This window comes from Paenibacillus xylanilyticus (genome assembly GCF_013359935.1).
Lineage (GTDB): Bacteria > Bacillota > Bacilli > Paenibacillales > Paenibacillaceae > Paenibacillus > Paenibacillus xylanilyticus.
Map to the genome: position 1 here is coordinate 65,903 of NZ_JABMCB010000154.1, position 17,929 is coordinate 83,831.

Annotated in this window: 16 protein-coding genes; 2 read left to right on the forward strand and 14 right to left on the reverse strand. The window is 38.0% G+C overall.

The genetic code is table 11. From position 1 onward, the window contains the following. Positions 1–141: 141 nt before the first annotated feature. From HP552_RS05255 to HP552_RS05295, 9 genes are all read right to left on the reverse strand, one after another. Complete coding sequence (locus HP552_RS05255; protein WP_175394550.1) at positions 142–1,851, reverse strand: P-loop NTPase fold protein; 1,710 nt, start codon at positions 1,849–1,851, stop codon at positions 142–144. A 64-nt stretch (positions 1,852–1,915) separates the two neighbouring features. Continuing rightward, a complete protein-coding gene (locus tag HP552_RS05260; protein ID WP_175394551.1) occupies positions 1,916–2,920 on the reverse strand; it encodes a hypothetical protein in 1,005 nt (334 codons plus the stop codon). Positions 2,921–3,140: 220 nt separating this feature from the next. Next, on the reverse strand, positions 3,141–3,827 hold the full coding sequence (locus HP552_RS05265) for a hypothetical protein (RefSeq protein ID WP_175394552.1): 687 nt from the start codon (positions 3,825–3,827) through the stop codon (positions 3,141–3,143). A gap of 40 nt (positions 3,828–3,867) precedes the next feature. Continuing rightward, positions 3,868–4,845 (reverse strand): hypothetical protein, encoded by a 978-nt coding sequence (locus tag HP552_RS05270; protein WP_175394553.1) that lies wholly within the window; start codon positions 4,843–4,845, stop codon positions 3,868–3,870. Positions 4,846–4,917: 72 nt separating this feature from the next. Beyond that, entirely contained in the window at positions 4,918–6,273 is a 1,356-nt protein-coding gene (locus HP552_RS05275) for a hypothetical protein (RefSeq protein ID WP_175394554.1), read from the reverse strand. 122 nt (positions 6,274–6,395) lie between these two features. Beyond that, complete coding sequence (locus tag HP552_RS05280; RefSeq protein WP_024634191.1) at positions 6,396–6,770, reverse strand: hypothetical protein; 375 nt, start codon at positions 6,768–6,770, stop codon at positions 6,396–6,398. A gap of 520 nt (positions 6,771–7,290) precedes the next feature. Next, positions 7,291–7,884, reverse strand: a complete 594-nt coding sequence (locus HP552_RS05285; RefSeq protein WP_175394555.1) for a helix-turn-helix domain-containing protein — start codon at positions 7,882–7,884, stop codon at positions 7,291–7,293. Positions 7,885–7,895: 11 nt separating this feature from the next. Continuing rightward, on the reverse strand, positions 7,896–8,285 hold the full coding sequence (locus HP552_RS05290) for a hypothetical protein (protein ID WP_175394556.1): 390 nt from the start codon (positions 8,283–8,285) through the stop codon (positions 7,896–7,898). Positions 8,286–8,452: 167 nt separating this feature from the next. Further along, complete coding sequence (locus tag HP552_RS05295) at positions 8,453–9,778, reverse strand: hypothetical protein (protein WP_175394557.1); 1,326 nt, start codon at positions 9,776–9,778, stop codon at positions 8,453–8,455. 358 nt (positions 9,779–10,136) lie between these two features. On the opposite strand from HP552_RS05295, the gene HP552_RS05300 reads away from it, so the two are divergent. Beyond that, the gene (locus HP552_RS05300; protein WP_175394558.1) at positions 10,137–10,805 is read left to right on the forward strand and encodes an SOS response-associated peptidase; all 669 of its coding nucleotides are present in this window, start codon (positions 10,137–10,139) and stop codon (positions 10,803–10,805) included. Between the two features lie 131 nt (positions 10,806–10,936). Next, positions 10,937–11,287: a hypothetical protein gene (locus HP552_RS05305; protein WP_175394559.1), complete on the forward strand. Its 351-nt coding sequence runs from the start codon at positions 10,937–10,939 to the stop codon at positions 11,285–11,287. A 605-nt stretch (positions 11,288–11,892) separates the two neighbouring features. Here the strand turns inward: HP552_RS05305 and HP552_RS05310 are convergent. The 5 genes from HP552_RS05310 to HP552_RS05330 form a co-directional block, all read right to left on the reverse strand. Then, entirely contained in the window at positions 11,893–13,038 is a 1,146-nt protein-coding gene (locus tag HP552_RS05310) for a WG repeat-containing protein (protein ID WP_175394560.1), read from the reverse strand. A gap of 146 nt (positions 13,039–13,184) precedes the next feature. Next, positions 13,185–13,889 carry a hypothetical protein gene (locus HP552_RS05315; protein ID WP_024634182.1) on the reverse strand — a complete coding sequence of 235 codons (705 nt, stop codon included), beginning with the start codon at positions 13,887–13,889 and terminating at the stop codon, positions 13,185–13,187. Positions 13,890–13,931: 42 nt separating this feature from the next. After that, positions 13,932–14,729, reverse strand: coding sequence for a hypothetical protein (locus tag HP552_RS05320; RefSeq protein ID WP_175394561.1), 798 nt, complete (start codon positions 14,727–14,729; stop codon positions 13,932–13,934). 222 nt (positions 14,730–14,951) lie between these two features. Beyond that, entirely contained in the window at positions 14,952–16,163 is a 1,212-nt protein-coding gene (locus tag HP552_RS05325) for an S-layer homology domain-containing protein (RefSeq protein ID WP_175394562.1), read from the reverse strand. 225 nt (positions 16,164–16,388) lie between these two features. Then, positions 16,389–17,609, reverse strand: coding sequence for an S-layer homology domain-containing protein (locus tag HP552_RS05330; RefSeq protein WP_175394563.1), 1,221 nt, complete (start codon positions 17,607–17,609; stop codon positions 16,389–16,391). Positions 17,610–17,929 lie beyond the last annotated feature (320 nt).

Below are 17,929 nucleotides of genomic sequence, written 5' to 3' on the forward strand. Positions count from 1 at the left end.
TTCACTTATATAGGAGTTTTCTAGGCTTAGAATACAACCAACATTAGTTTGAATTTTAAAAAAATAACACCCTAAGTCTTTAGGGTGTTCATACCAATTACTTCATAATACCGAATGTTCTTTACCTGAATGATATAGCTATCAGTAACGGTTTTTACGATTTTCATCAAAAAGTATATTTAATCGATGCATTAGCATTCTATCACCAGTTTTATCGGCCAAAGAATATACAGTAGATTTAAACTGGTTATAAAAGTCTTCTATGTTCCAGTATCTCTCTATCCGAGTTATTAATCCAAAAACAAGGGTGCACCAATTCCAATGTTCTTCAGTTATCTTACCTGTAGGTAAAGGAAAGAAGTACTGCTGTTGTTTTATGAATTCTGAGATTTCTATCTTGATCAATTCATCAGTATTACTCATAACAGCATCTTGTAGGCCATTGAGACTTTCAATATTATTGTATTCACAACTGTTAAATTGGAGGTTTACATTAGAAGCCGTCTTTCTAATATACTCAGATCTATACCTATCCTTAATTTTCGAAATTATTTTCCTTACGTCTTCACTCTCAACTGGGGGAGACCAAGCATCAATACTTGATATATTACCGTTAACACCAATTAAAATATTTGGTTGAATTAATTCAATTATTTCATTTTCGCTGAAACCAAAATCAACTGATAAAACCTCACACCACGAAAGTGCTGATGTCAAATTTGCAATAATATCAGTAATTTTTTCATTTCCCTTTAGGTTACGAATATAGGAACGGGTATTATCAATCATCGCCTCTACCTGTGACTCCGAAGAATAGAAGTTATGCGGTTCCTCTTGATGATTATTTATATTAGTTATTAGGCTTGTTATATCTTCTATAGAATAAGAACCTGTCTCGAACCAATTTTTTATATGAGGAAAAACTCCTCTACACATATCATTTTCAAGTGAATTCTTTAAGATATGGTGAGAAAGATAAAGTATATCCCCATTATCTAAACTATACATTGTATTAAAGAGTTCATTCTTGGGATTAGAATCTAAAAGAACCATTTCCCCTTTGTGCTCAACTCTAAAGAATACAATGGCAAAGCACATACGATAAAGATCAGCCCTCGTAAATTTATCTGTGAACTGTTCTTCTCCAAGTATCTGAGTTACCTCATCTATAAAATTGCGTATTTTCTCAAAAGTTCTTAGATTTTTAAATTTAAGATTTCCAGCAATATTCTCAACAACTTTCCATACCTCATCTCCCAATATTGCCTTAGGTGCATCTTTAGCATATTCATCAATGGTATACTCTCTATCGATTGCTTTTTCCTTGAAATTATCAAAATCAACTTTATGATCATTATTAATATGGTTCGTAGCAGCTACTACGACTATCTTTATGTTTTCAATTTTAGAAAGACTATCAATTAATCCGAATATCTCTTTAATATCAAGAGCATCGTGCCTCCGCTCCAGATCATCAAATACAATGACGAAATTCTCTCTTTGTGTTAACTCCTTACTCAGAGCTTTCAGCATGTTTTGTATGACTGGTACCGACAATGATACTCCGGAAATGGAGATGTCGAGACTATTCATTTTTTGCCTGACCAAACTAAAGCTCTTTTTGAATTTTCCTTTAGGAGCACGATCTAAGATCTGAAAATAGATTTCTTGAATAACTGTATCCACATCTTTTTTTCCAAAGAGAGATACATAGCAAGTATTAGAATAATCGTTAATGAAGTCACTTATATATTTAGTCTTCCCAATTCCCCATTCTCCATTAATCAGGACTTTTTTATAGTTCGAATCCATGAATTGCTGAAGGTATTCTACAATTTCATTTGCTCTCAATTAATTTAGCCTCCCACTCCTGTTAGTTAAATCCCCAAATACCCTTCAGTCTATAATAGATCAACTACTGAAAAAAATGCATATAGTCTTCAGTGGAATTATGATCTACACCATGAACTATTGTTAGATATGTTGTAATCAAATCATTTCCTAGTTCTTCATACTGGGCCATTTTCACGGGTTGAATTTCATAGTACTTGATAAATAGGCTTCTCATTGCAGCAATAAATGCTTTTTCATCTTCTTTATCGGTTTCTAGATATACTAACTCACCCGAAGATACGTCTGCATGTGCACTTCTAGTCGCTATAGCATAATCAAGAAGATAAAGTAATTGAATAGGAGAGTACCCCCCCCCCCATTCTTGACCCTTAAAACAGTTATCCATGTTCATTGCTATACCCTCTATTTTTATTTGCACATGTGTATCAAATGTATGAAAGCGCTCTGATATTTTTCTGCATGCTGAATATTCGCTAAGTATTTGCCATGCTAAATTAGTCACATTATTCGCTCTTATTGATTCATATTCTTTATATCCATATTTCAAATATATACTTACACCATCTTTGGCATGTTCTAATTCATGAGCAAAAACTTCACGAAACTTACTATTCTGTTCTTCTTCATAATCTTGAATGTACCCTTCTCGGCCAATTCCCAGTATGAGTGATTGAATTCTTATTGTTATAAATAATTTTTTATCTACAACCTTGACTGCACAATCACCTGAACCATCAAGGCCACATACTATTTCAATTCTATCTATTTTTTCTCCAATACCAGATCGAGCTAATTCTTCTTCTATAGTCTGATAATACTTATCTTTATGAAAATAGATGATTTCCCCACTGTCTACATCTTCATATTGTTCCGGAAAAGAACGTTCTATATTGTTTTCCTTAAAATATATTTTATTTTCTAATTCTGGGTACTTAATTACCTTTACTTCAGGTTGTATCTCTTCTTCTATATAAGAATCTCTAATTATCGTGTTACTAGTATAATTATCTACTACATCACTACCACTAATGGAGGTTTTAGCTTTCTTTCTGAACCAACTAAACATTATTATCTCTCTCCTTCTTTAGATAACTACGATGCTTGAAAATCCCTCTCTTGATAAAAATCATAATTTGACGTTCTTTTTATGGAAGAATTGGCCCAACTCATATTCTCTCTTTTAAAAACATACATTTCTTTCAATCCAATCTTTATTCAATTTATATCGGTGATATAGCTGCAAAAAAAAAGATCGAACAATAAAGTCCGATCTTTTAAGTGTGAAATTATTTGTTTTCAGATTCTTCTTCAGGAAGAATTCTTCTAAGTGTAAAGTACTGAGTACTGATGAATAGGATGATGAATGCAATGAAGACGTACAGTGAGGTAATCAGGTACTTACCAATCGATGTTGGGATACTACTTGCGTTCGTATCAATTGCAAAATAGGCAAATGTATCTCCCCTATCATCCTTCAGAGGATATAAAATCGTCGTCCAGGTTCCAAAAATGTCATTATAGAAACTGGTATATGTAATCTTACCTGTGTCTAACATTTTCTGGATTCCATTAGCAACCTCTACAGGCTGTTCATACATGGATCCCACTGTCATACCCATTTCATTAAACGTCTTCGTCAGATTGGTAGGCATTGCAGCGATTGAAGTATTTCTACCATTCTCCAGCTCTACTCCGAATATATAGGCTTGAGCAATATTCGAATTATTATAACCCACTTGGTCCAGGAATGAACGTAGTTCACTCTGTAAGGGAGCATTAAAGCTTTTCTCTTTCATGGCCTCTTGTATATCTGAAATCACCAATTTAGAGGCCCACTCTTGACTGTTAATCCGGAGTTGGTCATGTAATTGGTTAACCAGTGTGCTTTTTTGGATGAGATAACCCAAAACAATGATTAGCACCCCAAAAAGTATAATATTTGCAGTGATCACGATAAGAGATTTTGTAAGCATGGAGTACTTTCCCATTAGACGATTCAATATATACACCTCATTAATGCTTCTTCTTGAAAATAACCGTACGAAAAATCCCCTCACCTGCATCGATGCGTTCAAAATGTTGATCAGCAAAACTACCTGAGCCAATTGCGCCTTCGATCTTGTTCAGTGTAGAGAGTTCTGAGGGGTAAATAATCGTTCTAAAAAGTTGATAGTATAAGAAGCTAAGTCTTGTCAAAACCTTATTCTGCTGACTGCCATCGATAATTACCACTCCACCGGGAGACAGCTTATTATACGCAATTTCAAAGAAGGTATCTACCTTTTTACTGTTGTGCCAAAGAGCACCTTTCTTATCTAAAATAATGTCGACCTGTCCGATTTGTATCTCATCTAGGATAGCTGGCAAATTAAACGCATCTCGATCACCATCTAGATAGATAAAACGGGAATCTTGATCGACTTCATCAATCTGATCTTTGGCATTGTTTGCATCCATACAGATCAACTTAACGTTATAATTCTCCTTGAGTCTGTGGAATAGAGAAAGTTCGTGCTGCGCTCGATTCGCACTTACGCTAACGATCACAGATGGATTCGCCTCAACAGTGCTCAACTTTACTGCCCCAGATTCATGGACCTTCTTAAATACGGTATTGTCCCAATCTTTAGATTGCAGATACTTGTAGGATTTATCTGACCAATTGTTTTGAAGGTAGCCTACCCTATAATCATTTACTTCTCCCTCGGTTAGTTTATCCATCTTCAATGCTGCCACAAGATTAAGAACGGCAACTGGAAGCACCACCGTTAAGAATGCAAACAAGATATGATGAATATTCCTCGTGGTCAACTCAATTATTGCGAATAGTGAGAGTCCAGCAATGACACGAACAAAATTATTACGAAAGAATAATATCCCTTTGCTTATTTTTTGATTGTTCTTCTCTCTAAAAAAACTAAAATATAAAATACCGTATAAGAAAATCCCCAGTGTCAAAAATAGAGTACCGCTTTCGAGTAACGACATCATTTTTCCTCCATATCATCATTTAATATTTATCGGCCAAAGTAGTTTAATTAATTAAAACGAATAAAGACCACCTTAGTGGTGGTCTCTATTCAGAGTTAATCCATATATCGTTTTACCCTTGAAAAAGTCTGCTTCCCCATTTTCAATCGCTGTGTAGAGCGACGAATCTGAGGCCACAGCCACGACGAGTTCTTGTTTCGTTTTAACCCCCTTCCCTTTCATGGGATACCATACATTACCTATGAGAGATTTCTTTCCAGAACCTGAACATTCATAGATTCTTGCCATGGTAACTGCATCTTCAAAATCTTGTTTGTCGTACATCTCTTCTATATTGGCTAAAATATAGTTTCCCACATCCTGTAGTTCCCTTACACATTGACTTCGGATTTCACTATTAGGAAAACAATGAGCTGCTAGCTCATTAGGATCGCTATGATTTATTGCGTAACCGAAACCGTTAAAAATTTCGACATTATAAATCGGGAAAGTGGTAGGTCCAAGTATAAATTTCTGGATTGGTACCTCCCTTAGCCCTCGATCTATCACAGTTCCTCCGCATCCACGTTCCTGGAGTGCGTAAAGCACAGCTTTCGCCACACGTTCCTCGCCATCCATTGGCAGAATGAATCTCATTAAGGCACTATTTCCTAGCGCTTTAGGGTAAAGTTCAATAGTTCCAGCGTCATACTCCAAGAGCATTGAGATGCTGTCTGGATTTATAATAATGGTTGGATGTGTTATAAAGGTTACGTTATTAGAGGGAAACTTGTCTGCTTGTTCTTTTACCGCGTGATACCATTCATTTAATTTAGTGGGATCACCTTCTAAAAGAAAAGGTTCAATACAATCAAAGGTAGGCAAAGTTGTAAAACAACTTAGCAACGCCTCATACGAAATCTCGTTCAAATCCACGTTATCTATAAACTGAATTTTACTATCTCTTTTAAACACTTCAAGGGCTGCTTTCTCTCCCATCAAGAACTTCTTCTTTATTGGGCTTGAAGATTGGATGCGGGGCATAATCATTTCTTTCTTAGTAAACACCTCGATCCGCACCTTAGCTTCTTTAACGGTCACTGTCTCCATAGGAAAGCCTAAGTCAATCAATGCTGAACTTGTCGCATCCAAGCTTACATCGAAATAGAAACCATCCTCAGAGTTCATTGGATGTTCAGTAAATCCAAAATGAACAATGGCATGCGATCGTTTATAGAGGGGATCGTATACACCACAAACAATCGTGCTATCGTAGATTTCCTCGTACAAACCCTCAAGCTCCCAATTCGTTCCTAGCAGCTTGTTAATTGATTCTATGATTCGCTTTACACCAATCTCTAAATAGCTGGCCACAAGAGCCAAGCGTTCGTCATAAGCACTTTGTAGTTGTTCCAGGGAAACGTTAAGAATATCAATCTTTGAGTTCATATTGTTATTTCTCCTTTATATATGGGATTGGGGATATTGTATTAAGACAAATAATCTCTTATCATGAGAAATTTGATGATTATTACGTTTGTGCTGGATAACAAACCTGCAGCAACCGCTTATTACTTTTCACGAACAGCTTGCGTCATGAATGAAAAATAACCGCTATAAATGTGATATTGCATATCAAACAGTGTACAGTCCGTATGCTGGATTTCTTCGATTGTCGTTAACGTTCGTCCGGACAACACGATGTCACGGCTGATCAGGAAGTCTAAAACGTGCTTAAACTCTTCCCGGGACCATTTCGTAAGCCCTCTCTCATCGAAGTTCTTACGCTGTGCTCTTGGAGAAATCTGAAAGCCTCCCAAAGCATAACGTTGCGGATGCTGCCTCATGTTGACCGGAAAAGGAATCTCCTTTGCCGCCAATTCTTTGATTCGCTTAAACTCCTCTTTTGTAAAACCTTTCCGTGAGATAACTCTTCCTTTTGTCATGTATAACCTCTCCCTTATCAGTTTGTTGAAATAAAAAAAACGAATTCCTCTGATAAGAGAAATTCGTTTATGGAAAGTACCTTCGTTTACTTTTTAGTTCTAAGCCCATATTAGGCAATTCATCATTTACGCCCCCACTTTGGGACCAACATATTATCATCTCCCCCTATCTGGATAAACAAAAAAAGCGAATTCCACAAGTAAAAGGAATTCGCTTTTCGTATGTAAACCAGTCACTATTTGATTTTGTTAAATTAACACATTACTTTTAGAATCAAAACCCATAAAAATGAGTTTAGATCCTCTGCGTCTTTACACGAAACTTGTGTATACACGCCTACCTCATTAATCCATGAAAGAAAGTCATGTCCATAAATCTGCCGGTAAAATATCTTCCTAAAACAATTAAAGCTGAAATAGGTACATATTCTAACAGATGAATAATGAAGTTTAATACTTGATGAATGACTTTATCTTACATGAATATTAAGTAAATAGTCAATGAGTCTTACTCATCGCGTTATTGAAGAAGACGCCTCCGGGATGGGCGAAATTCCTTGGCCGTAAATTGAATATCGCGGAATAAGGCTTCGTTATATAGGATATGGGGAGGCAGCCTAAAGAATGTACAAACCTTGTCCTGGATATCCTGCGGGGGAATTCTACCTTCGTGGATATGGGGGCGAAATAAGCTCCGGTTGTGGCCCAGATATTCAGCAAGGTCCGGATGGTTAATCTCATGAACAAACATCATACCTAATAACAAAGGATTGACAATTCGTTCACCTAAAACACCCTGGTGCACCTTTGTTTGAAAAGGGACCTGAACTCCTTCTACACCCACATGTTCAAAGAATAGGATTTGAGCAGGAATCCCCAGCACATTTGCAATTTTTTCTTGATTAGAACTGTTCGGCTCCCCGATGTAGATCCAATTGTGTACCGTTCTTTTCGAAACTCCAATGCTTCTCGCTAAATCTGATAATTTGATGTTCTGACTAAACAAGCTGGCCATCAAAATCCGATTCTTGATCGTGTTCTTAGTGGCCTTCCGGAAGCGCGGCTTTGATATCCCTTTTCCTAAAGGAAACGCTGTTCTATTATTGAGTTCCATACTCTTCCCCCTTAGGCTCCAGTCACATATGCTGCTCGAGCTAACTCTTTACGACCTTTTTCATACCATCCAATTGCAAGCTCCATTGCCTCCAGCTTATCTTTCATCTCTAGTATTTCTTTTTCTAAATGCTGAATTATCCTGGCTTCATCTCCGGAATGCACTGCATGTAAATCTTGCCTGGACTGAGGTACCCTGTTTGTTATCCAATCCCATATTTCAGATCGAACTCTGGCGTCAGGGGTTACTCTCGCATATGTGAAGAGTGCGGCTAATGCAGCTTGATCTTCTAGAGGGTTCATTACGAGAACATTACCATCTGCTTCCTCGCCGGTAGCAGTATGAAACACCCGATACTGATTGAACTTATCACTAATGTTGTTTCTGTGTACATTACCCATTCCAGATCCTCCAATTATGTACTGAGTCGATTCCCACATATCCTAACATGCGATGAAGAAATGACAACTTTGCCTACATATACTACGGATAGACTAAGCAAAAAACCGATGTGCTTATTACAAACACATCGGCTGACAATTCTATCTATTTACTTTTAGATATTTAATTAGAATACGGACTCTGGAGATAGTGGCTCTGCCGGCTTTTTAATCTCTTGCAGTTCCAATGCAATCGATATTTTGGGTTTATACGTTTTCACTTCTTTTTCAGCTACCAAATCCAACCCGTGCTTTATATCAAACAAAGCATAATTGACGTATTCCACGCCTTCTTCAGACTGATGGACACCTAAATACTTTATTCCATCGTAACCAATATCGCTACAACATGCGCCGATATAATTTGGGAGTAGATAGGCTGATTTCACGGTGTTATTTTCCTCATTAACCTCATTAAAAAAACCTTGGAAAGTAGGATCGAAGGAACCTAAATCAAATAATTTAAGTCTCTTCTTACAAATGTCGAATGTAACAACATCAATGAGTTGGTCATGCGTTGGATTCAGCTCAAGGGGAATTGCCCTTTCTTGATCCGTAACGTAAAGCACAGATACCCCAATGAAATTGTAACGCCCATGAGAAGTCTTTCCTAGGGGGGCTGCCCACATGTCTTCAACTTCGAACTGCTTCCCTGAATCTCTTGGACGAGTTCTTCCCCGGTACAACTTTACTTCATTAGATTGCAGGACAGCATGGTTTTCGTTATCAAAGTGGGATTTAAGTACATTGTAGATCGCTACACCAGTAGCATCTTTATAAGCAAGCAATGGCTTTGTTCTGAGGATTTCTTTGAAAGAATAAAGGTCTTCATCACTAATCTTTTCACCATATCTCTCAGCAAATTCCAAGAATTCTTTCGTTTCAAACTCCCCGAATCCAAAAGTGTAGTCTACTTCGCTATAGGTGTAAATATCGTCTTCCTCTTTAAAGATTCCACCACCTGGATTGTTCCCATCTTCGTGTTCTCGACCATATCCACAATTACATCGTATTAATTGAACAAACACAGGGATCAGTACTTCAGGCACACCATGCCAATCTAAGAAACTACCCGCAGTATGTGCACTTCCTCCTAAATCAATGTGCGAATCTTCAGGCTCACCTTTGTTGAAGGCGTATTCAAAGCCCCTACGTTCGTTCCCATGACAACGTTCACAGCCACCGATATCTTCCGAAAGATAATCAGCGATAGAAATTACCATACTGTGAGGAACGTTAACTGTATGGTACTCTTTTCCGCTTTCTAACACTTCATTACATACATCACAGTGTACTGCCTCAGTTTCTTCTTCTGGATCTTCAGGTACAATATGATCTTTGACAAAACGCTCATATGGAGCAATGGGATGCCCCATTTTCTCAAAGAATTCAAAGATATCTGCTGCGCATGATGAACATATTACACACTCGGTTAAATCTAATGTATTAGACATACTCTATTACCTCCATTGTTCCTTTCATCATAATTCGACAGATAGAACGGTCGTTCCTTTATTATACGATCCTACTACTCGGTTATAGGTTATGCTCAATTTTACAACCAGTGGCTAAATCCAGCTAGCCTCTCCAAGTACATTACCAACAGGCTACTTAGACGTTTTAAATATATAAACTTTACCTCTGGTCCAAAAATGCTTATTTTAATCGATAGGGAAACCGTTTAAATCGCGAGGTCAAGTATATCGATAAGACGATGGATTCATGATGAATGTACATGCCCTACAACCATGTTTAATCCATCTACCGTGTGATTATATTTATAAAAACAATACACTGCAGGAGGTGTTTTCAATGTGTGGCAGATTTACGATTACTGACCCTTTAAATGCAATTTTAGACCGGTATACTGCCTCCATAACGGACGGATTTGAGTATAAGCCGAATTACAATGCCGCTCCCATGCAATTCATCCCTACAGTTATCGAAAGCAAGCATGGTAACCGATTAGGGGCCCTCCGATGGGGACTTGTACCATCTTGGGCCAAAGACGATAAGATCGGGAATAAGATGATTAATGCCAGAGCAGAGACGTTGTCGGAGAAGCCCGCCTTTAAACGGCTGATAAATTCCAAGCGATGCATTATCCCAACGAATGGATTCTATGAGTGGAAGAAAGAAGGAGCTGCTAAACAGCCAATGCGAATCCTTATGAAGGATGAGAGTATCTTCTCTCTAGCTGGTTTGTACGATACATGGACAGATTCGGACGGCAACAAGCTAAGCACATGTACAATTATTACAACCGAACCGAACAGTTTAATGGAAAAGATCCATAATCGTATGCCGGTGATCTTGCGGTGCGAAGATGAGGCAGATTGGCTTGGAAGAGAAAATGACAATATTCAATCATTACTTGGTCTTCTCAAACCATATCAAGCCTCAAAAATGCGTGCTTATGAGGTGCCCAAAGAGGTCGGCAATGTCCGGAATAACAATAAGGATTTATTGAAGCAAGTATAGTAATTTTCAAAGGAATAATGGTGCCCAGTGGCTGCACCACTCTTTCGCTTGATTTAAAAAGAAATATATGGAAGTAATATCATGTCTCTGATAGACTAATCTTGTTTGATTACATAAGTCGGAGGCTTGGAATGTTAGAAGGGATAAAAGATATTGTAGGGACGATCTTTGGAGTAGGCTTGCTTTTAATTGCGTTCGGATTAGCAATTTTGTTCTTTTATATGACGGTTATTAATTTTAAGGATAAGGTAGTTAAGCGTAAGTCTTCAAACAATCGAACAAGAATGTTCTGTACAGGCTGTAGGAAAATAATATCAATAGACGCTGAGAGATGCCCCCATTGCGGCGAATCATACGGAAAATCAAATCCCGTCTTGAGTTCTATCATTTTTTGCTTCATAGCAGGATGCGGCTTTTTGTATATTGGATTAGAGGGGGTAATTCTGTTTTTAGAAGACGGCATCTCTCAGTTGATACCTTAACAAGAAGATGTCAGAGAGTTTAGGAGCCGCCACGTTGGCTCCTATTTTTGTCTCCTGGAATCTCATTGTACCCTTTCGGATTATGCTGTTACTAATAAGGGACACTAGTAAGAGTTGATAATGGCCATCATAGGTAACCAACAAGCATAAGGACCTGAGTACAGGCTTGGAACATCATCTACTGCATATTGCTCCAAATATAAAATCAGTGGGATAGCAAAGGGGAACTGTACTTTGCCTAACCACCATATCGTTAAATCGATCCTTCAGATGCTGGAGCGTAAGTTTTCACTTTCCCATACTCAAATTCAAACTTTTTAATCCACCACAATTCCAGGTTACTCAGATATTCTATATTTTGATCTTCATTCAGTGAGGGAGCTCTCCTAACTTCACAAATCACGGAGAAAGAAAGATCCCAGATATCGCCTTTCTAGCCCGCCTTAATATGTTACTGCCAGCGAAATACGGGAATATATCTGACTTAATGCTAAAATAAAAAAGAACCCCTATAAATAGGGATTCTTCTAACTCACATTTTTGAGGAGAGAATGATACTTTTTTATCTTCTAAGCAAAATCTGTACTACCTTAATCCATTAAACATTATTTTAATGGATTATGAATAAATCCATATTTGAGTGTACTACTGTCTTGTACGAGAGCTAATCCACTATTAAAACTTCCTGCATTAGCGTACTGGGGTTTTATCACTTCTTTTCCTGTCTTATCAATAAAGCCATACAATATAGTGCCATTAATTTTTTTTCCGACAACAGCCAAACCTTCATGGAAATCCTTCATATCACTATACTTAGGTTTTATAACGAGTTTGCCCGTTTTATCGATAGATCCATATAGACTTCCGTAGTTATAAGCGGTTTGTACAACAGCCATACCCTCACTAAATGGAGATATGGTTTCATACTCTTTTCTATGAGTCGGCTTAACTATTTTCTTTCCTTTTTTATTGATGACTCCCCAATAGCCTGAAGGATCCACTATGATAGCTAGTCCATCATGGAAATCTGTGACCTCTGTGAACTTTACTGAGGTAACATTAGTCAAAACTATTTTTCCAGTTTTGTTAATGTATCTATTACTACTACTAGTATTTTCATCAAGATAAACACGAGCAATACCCTCATTAAAGTTATCTGCTATGTAATATTGAAATTTAATTACGGTTTTTCCGCTTTTATCAATGTATCCCCATTTCCCATTTTTCTTAACTGCAATTAATCCCTCATTAAAACCTCCAGACCCATCCCCCAAATAGCCTAGAATTCCACCAATATCTTGGTATTGAGGTTTGATAACTTCTTTACCATTATGGTCAATGAATCCCCATAAATTATTCTTTTTAACAGCAGCCAGTCCCTCACTAAAATCTTTGACTGATTGATAATTTGTTTCGATGACTACTTCACCTTTTGTATTAATAAATTTCCATTTTTTATCATATACTCTTGAAAGTCCTTCACTGAATCGATAAGAGCCAAGACGATAAATATCAAATTCATATTTAGGTTCAACTATCCAATCACCAGATGTATTAATTACACCAGCTTTGTAGTCAACGACTACCCATGCAAGCCCTTCACTGAAAGTAAGTGTACCGTCATATATTGTTGCGTTGTCGTATATCGATTCAATAACTGGAGCTGTATTAAGATTCTTTGCATGTGATATAGGAACTACTAACAAAAATAATATTGATATAGACAGAAATATACTAGTTACTTTTTTCATTAAGCAGGTCTCCAATTCAATCATTTTAATTTATCTAAGATGACGTTTAAGTAAAACATCTACATCTACATATACGCATCCGTACACGTAGATGTTATTGATAAAATCAATCCTAGTTGTCGAACTGTATTCCCATTCACAAGTGGCTATAACTTTAAGAACTTATTAATAATCTTATCATTTGACCACCCTGCATCAATCATGTTTATTACATATAAACCCTCCAGATGAGTAGCATTGCTAGGTTTTTGCTTTAGTTGTGAAAAATATTTAATTCTATTTTTATCAAATGTTGATTTACTCACTTTTTTTCCTTTAAAAGTGAACTCATCATCAACTTCTTCGGAATAGTTGGCAACGCTGATCTCTTGACTAACTATTTTTGATCCTTGTAGGTTAATTGCATATTCACCCACAACCGCACCAATTGCGCTGCTTGCCCCATCTCTAACTATCACTGTTTGTTTATTTGTTTTCTTATTCACGAAAATTTTAACTTGGCCTTTATTGAACCCTTCCATGCCAAGATTAAAACCTATTCCACTTTCATCCTCTGAAAGTCCAGGACCAGATTGTTTGAGTGGAACTGCTTTACCATTTTTAAATGTATATGCTAAGTCCACATGATTTACTGTTCGATATGCTTGACCCGCAAACAACTCAGGGATTCCATCTTGATCAATATCAACTAAAGTAATGACATTATCCTGTCCGAAATCTTCGGACTTCAAATAATTATTAAGTATTTTTTTGTACGAACTCTTCCATGTCGAGGAAGGCTGAGCAGCATAAGCTGAGGTTGAACTAGACACCATAAGAAATATTAAGAATAATGTAACAAAACGCTTCATATTAGAAAGCTCCTTTTGATCTCATACTAGAGAGATGTTCTGCTATTTTTTTTGTAATTCTTTTATTTGTTGATCTGTTAATCCGTTACTATCTCCATTAAATCTGACTAACCTCCAACTGAAAGTCTTCCCGGACACCACTTTCTCTACAACCGCAAATCCACCTTTCTCTTCATAACTCATAGCTTTAACTTTACTGCTCCAAGTATGCTTTGGATTAAATGCTAACTTATAACTCAACCCGCTTTCCTCAAAGGTATCGTAAGCAAAAGAGTACTTTTTAAATTTTACATAAAATCTGTTGTTTCCTATTGAGTAAAGATAATCAGGCTGTGCTACGGTAAATTCCTCTCCTCCACCGTAATTAGGTTCAAGAATATAATAGCTATTGTTTTTATACAAAATTAGCAAGAATTTATCTGAAGAGTAGTAGTTTCTTTTTTCTAATTGAAATCCGAGTGTACGTTTAAGAAATGCATTTACTTTGCTTGCCGGGTATGGAGTGTAATAAAAGTCTCCATCTTTTGTGAATAACTTCTTATTCTTCTCCTTTACAAGTTCAGGAGCAAATTTTAAGTTCGAAGAATGTATACCGTCATATAACCAACGTACAATATCTTCATCGTTATCTTTCTCAATTTTTAATTCTTCGTAAATATTGGTGAATTGATATAGAAACTGTATAAGCTTGGTTTGATCGTTTTTCCCCATGGAATGATAAACATTAGTGTTCTGGGATTTTTTTTCAGTTGCGATTGCAGCCCCTGAAAACTGCAACGAAGCAGATAAGATTAGTGTTAATACTGCGAACATTTTAAAAGAATTTTGAAATCTACTCAAAAAATCACTCCTCAGCTGTTTATAATGCTAATTTCTAATTTCTAATTTTCTAATTTCAAATTCCTATGTAACCTTCCTGAGACTCAAGTATATTTGAATCCCCCCTTTAGATCTAATTATTTTAGGATAATTGTACCATTCTTCTATACTGGTCAAAAGACCTATATTTTTATTTCTTCATTTACGGATACGAAGATTTCCTTTTTCTAAATTGATTGAATATTACCGATTACCTTTGAGACGGAGCAAAATATTTTCACTGAACAGTGAACCCCCTGTTGGTGTTTGAAGTCTAATTACCAAATCGCTATTTTGTACAGTTCCCATTTTGGGGATAATTTCGGCAGGCGTGTCAGTTTGATCATTGCGATAAACTCTAGCAGATGCATTCAGCACACCTTTTTGGAAAAAGGCATTGCGATCAAGACTATCAAATCCATCTACACGGTATCGTAGAAGCTGTGACGGATTATATTTTTTTGTATCTTTGTTATAGACTGTTCCGCCTTTAAAATATAGAACATAGCTGTTTTTTTGATCTTTGACCATCAGATTTTTCATTGAAGGGCGGTTGTTAAACCATTTGAGCGTGTTGATTGGCCCAAGCAGTCCTAGGTTCGGGTCATTAAGATCAGCCAAATCAATAGCGATAAGAGCGTCCAACTTACCTTGATAAAGTCCGTCTTTTGACGTGATGGTCATACGTTCTTCGTTCCACATTTCTTCGACCGAGGACTTACCAGCTTGTTTCAGATGCGCTTCCGTTGTTACCCACATTTCTGGCATCACGGTGAAGATGTTTGTACCGTGCCATGCAATTTCAGCACTACCCACCGCATACTTATCGACGTCAAGGGAAGCACCGGTGTTCTTGGATAGGATACGTTCAATTACTACGATCGCCTGCGCACGTGTGGTCAGTCCTTTGGAAGCAATCTGCCCTATACCGACGCCTTTAATGAGACCAGCTTTCGTAGCGAGGTACATCCACTTGTCCTCTTCCTTGGTCGTTTCCCCAATTGCACGAGCCGCAACCCGAGCCATTTCTTCGCGTGTCATGACTTTCGTCCAAGCCGCTTCGCTATTGTTGAAATCGGCAGATGCGTACTGGCCTGCTTTGCTTGCGGCATCAACATACTCGGTGTACCATTTACCGCCTGATGGCGTGGTTTCAAGTTCCATGGCCGAGACAACCATCTTCACGAATTCCGCGCGTGTAACGCTGGCATCAGGCTTAAATGTACCGTTCGTGTACCCATCGACATAGCCTTTGGAGACGCCATTGGTAATGGCGCTAGCGCCCCAATGGTTTGATTCCACGTCAGAAAATTGAGTGGTAGCGGCTTGCACGCCAGGTGTCGTGATGCTCATCGTACCTAGCACAAGCGCTGCTGCCAGTGCAATTCCTGCAATTTTGATAAACTGTTTCTTCATCAACTCTCTCCTTTTAATGGGTGCTCTTGGATTTAGGAGAACACCCCTCTATATACATTGTCGTCATCATCTGCTTAGCACATTTTTCTCATTCCTGAAAGCTAAAACCCGAAGTTTGTCCGCACCCTAACCTTTGAGATTGCTCAATTCAAAAGAGATGCCATGTAATTAACATGTCCGTTTTTATGTACCCCAACATACTACTCGTTAATAAACAAGAAAGAATTAGACGTCGTCGCGATTTCCTCGCAGACTAAGAGGAACGATTTGACTAAACCACCATCCACCTGCAGGGGTTTGCAGTCTGATCTCCAAATTGCTGTAATTTTGAATAGTTCCCGTTTTGGGGATTATAACGCCAGGGACGTCGAAATAGCTACTGCGATAAAGACTAGCTGTTCCATTTAGCACACCTTTATCGAAAAAGGCATCGCGATCAGGACTACCAAATCCATCTACCCGGAATTGAATTGTTGTATTAGGGTTATATCTTTTAGTATCTTTGTTAAATACCGTTCCGCCCTTGAAATAGAGAACATAACTGTTTTTCTGATCTTTGACCATTAGATTCTTATTAGTGGTGTTATTGAACCATTTGAGTGTATTCATCGGTTTAATCAACCCAAGGTTGGGATCGTTGGGATCGGCAAGGTCGATGGCGATAAGTGCGTCAAGCCTAGCTTGATACAGTCCATCTTTTGACGTGATCGTCATACGTTCTTCGTTCCACATCTCTTCGACAGAGTTCTTTCTAGCTTGTCTCAGATCCTTTTCCGTTGTTACCCACATTTCGGGCATCACGGTAAAAATATTCGTACCATGCCAGGCGATTTCAGCACTTCCCACCGCATACTTATCGACTTCAAGAGAAGCACCGGTGTTCTTGGATAGAATACGTTCGATTACAACGATTGCCTGCGCACGCGTGGTCAGTCCTTTGGGAGCAATCTGCCCTATACCGACGCCTTTAATTAGACCAGCTTTCGTAGCGAGGTACATCCATTTGTCCTCTTCCTTACTCGTTTCCCCAATTGCACGAGCTGCAACCCGAGCCATTTCGTCGCGTGTCATCACTTTCGTCCAAGCCGCTTCGCTATTGTTAAAATCAGCAGATGCGTACAGGCCGGCTTGGCTTGCGGCTTCCACATACTCGGTGTACCATTTACCGCTTGATGGCACGGTTTCAAGTTCCATGGCCGAAACAACCATCTTCACGAATTCGGCTCGTGTGACGCTGGCATCTGGCTTAAATGTACCGTTTGTATACCCATCGACATAGCCTTTGGAGACGCCATTGGTAATGGCGCTGGCGCCCCAATGGTTTGATTCCACGTCAGAAAATTGAGATGTAGCAGCTTGCACATTAGGTGCCGTGATGCTCATCGTACCTAGCACAAGCGCTGCTGCCAGTGCAATTCCTGCGATTTTGTTAGACTGTTTCTTCATGAACTCTCTCCTCTTAATTGGTGCTCTTGGATTTAGGAGAACACCCTTTATATACATTGTACATTATCGTCACCATGGACTTAGCGGTTAAATGCTACTTGCGAAAGTAAGTGGTTTTTTTGTATCTAAAACTTCCTGTTGAACTATCCCTAAAGAAATACAAAAAGGATTGTTAGCACTTCTGCAACTATTCCTATTATCATCCACTAGTGTAAACCGCAGTTGATTACTTTTTTGCCTTCTTAATTTCTAATAATCTAACGTTTGCCTTTAGAATAATAAGAATTGAGCAATCAAACAGTTAGTCCAAGTTTGAGAAA

What these genes read in the sequence shown, in the direction of transcription:
- HP552_RS05260 (WP_175394551.1), bottom strand. Translation starts at nt 2,920, where the DNA reads ATGTTTAGTTGGTTCAGAAAGAAAGCTAAAACCTCCATTAGTGGTAGT.
- HP552_RS05265 (WP_175394552.1), bottom strand. Translation starts at nt 3,827, where the DNA reads ATGCTTACAAAATCTCTTATCGTGATCACTGCAAATATTATACTTTTT.
- HP552_RS05270 (WP_175394553.1), bottom strand. Translation starts at nt 4,845, where the DNA reads ATGATGTCGTTACTCGAAAGCGGTACTCTATTTTTGACACTGGGGATT.
- HP552_RS05275 (WP_175394554.1), bottom strand. Translation starts at nt 6,273, where the DNA reads ATGAACTCAAAGATTGATATTCTTAACGTTTCCCTGGAACAACTACAA.
- HP552_RS05280 (WP_024634191.1), bottom strand. Translation starts at nt 6,770, where the DNA reads ATGACAAAAGGAAGAGTTATCTCACGGAAAGGTTTTACAAAAGAGGAG.
- HP552_RS05285 (WP_175394555.1), bottom strand. Translation starts at nt 7,884, where the DNA reads ATGGAACTCAATAATAGAACAGCGTTTCCTTTAGGAAAAGGGATATCA.
- HP552_RS05290 (WP_175394556.1), bottom strand. Translation starts at nt 8,285, where the DNA reads ATGGGTAATGTACACAGAAACAACATTAGTGATAAGTTCAATCAGTAT.
- HP552_RS05295 (WP_175394557.1), bottom strand. Translation starts at nt 9,778, where the DNA reads ATGTCTAATACATTAGATTTAACCGAGTGTGTAATATGTTCATCATGC.
- HP552_RS05300 (WP_175394558.1), top strand. Translation starts at nt 10,137, where the DNA reads ATGTGTGGCAGATTTACGATTACTGACCCTTTAAATGCAATTTTAGAC.
- HP552_RS05305 (WP_175394559.1), top strand. Translation starts at nt 10,937, where the DNA reads ATGTTAGAAGGGATAAAAGATATTGTAGGGACGATCTTTGGAGTAGGC.
- HP552_RS05310 (WP_175394560.1), bottom strand. Translation starts at nt 13,038, where the DNA reads ATGAAAAAAGTAACTAGTATATTTCTGTCTATATCAATATTATTTTTG.
- HP552_RS05315 (WP_024634182.1), bottom strand. Translation starts at nt 13,889, where the DNA reads ATGAAGCGTTTTGTTACATTATTCTTAATATTTCTTATGGTGTCTAGT.
- HP552_RS05325 (WP_175394562.1), bottom strand. Translation starts at nt 16,163, where the DNA reads ATGAAGAAACAGTTTATCAAAATTGCAGGAATTGCACTGGCAGCAGCG.
- HP552_RS05330 (WP_175394563.1), bottom strand. Translation starts at nt 17,609, where the DNA reads ATGAAGAAACAGTCTAACAAAATCGCAGGAATTGCACTGGCAGCAGCG.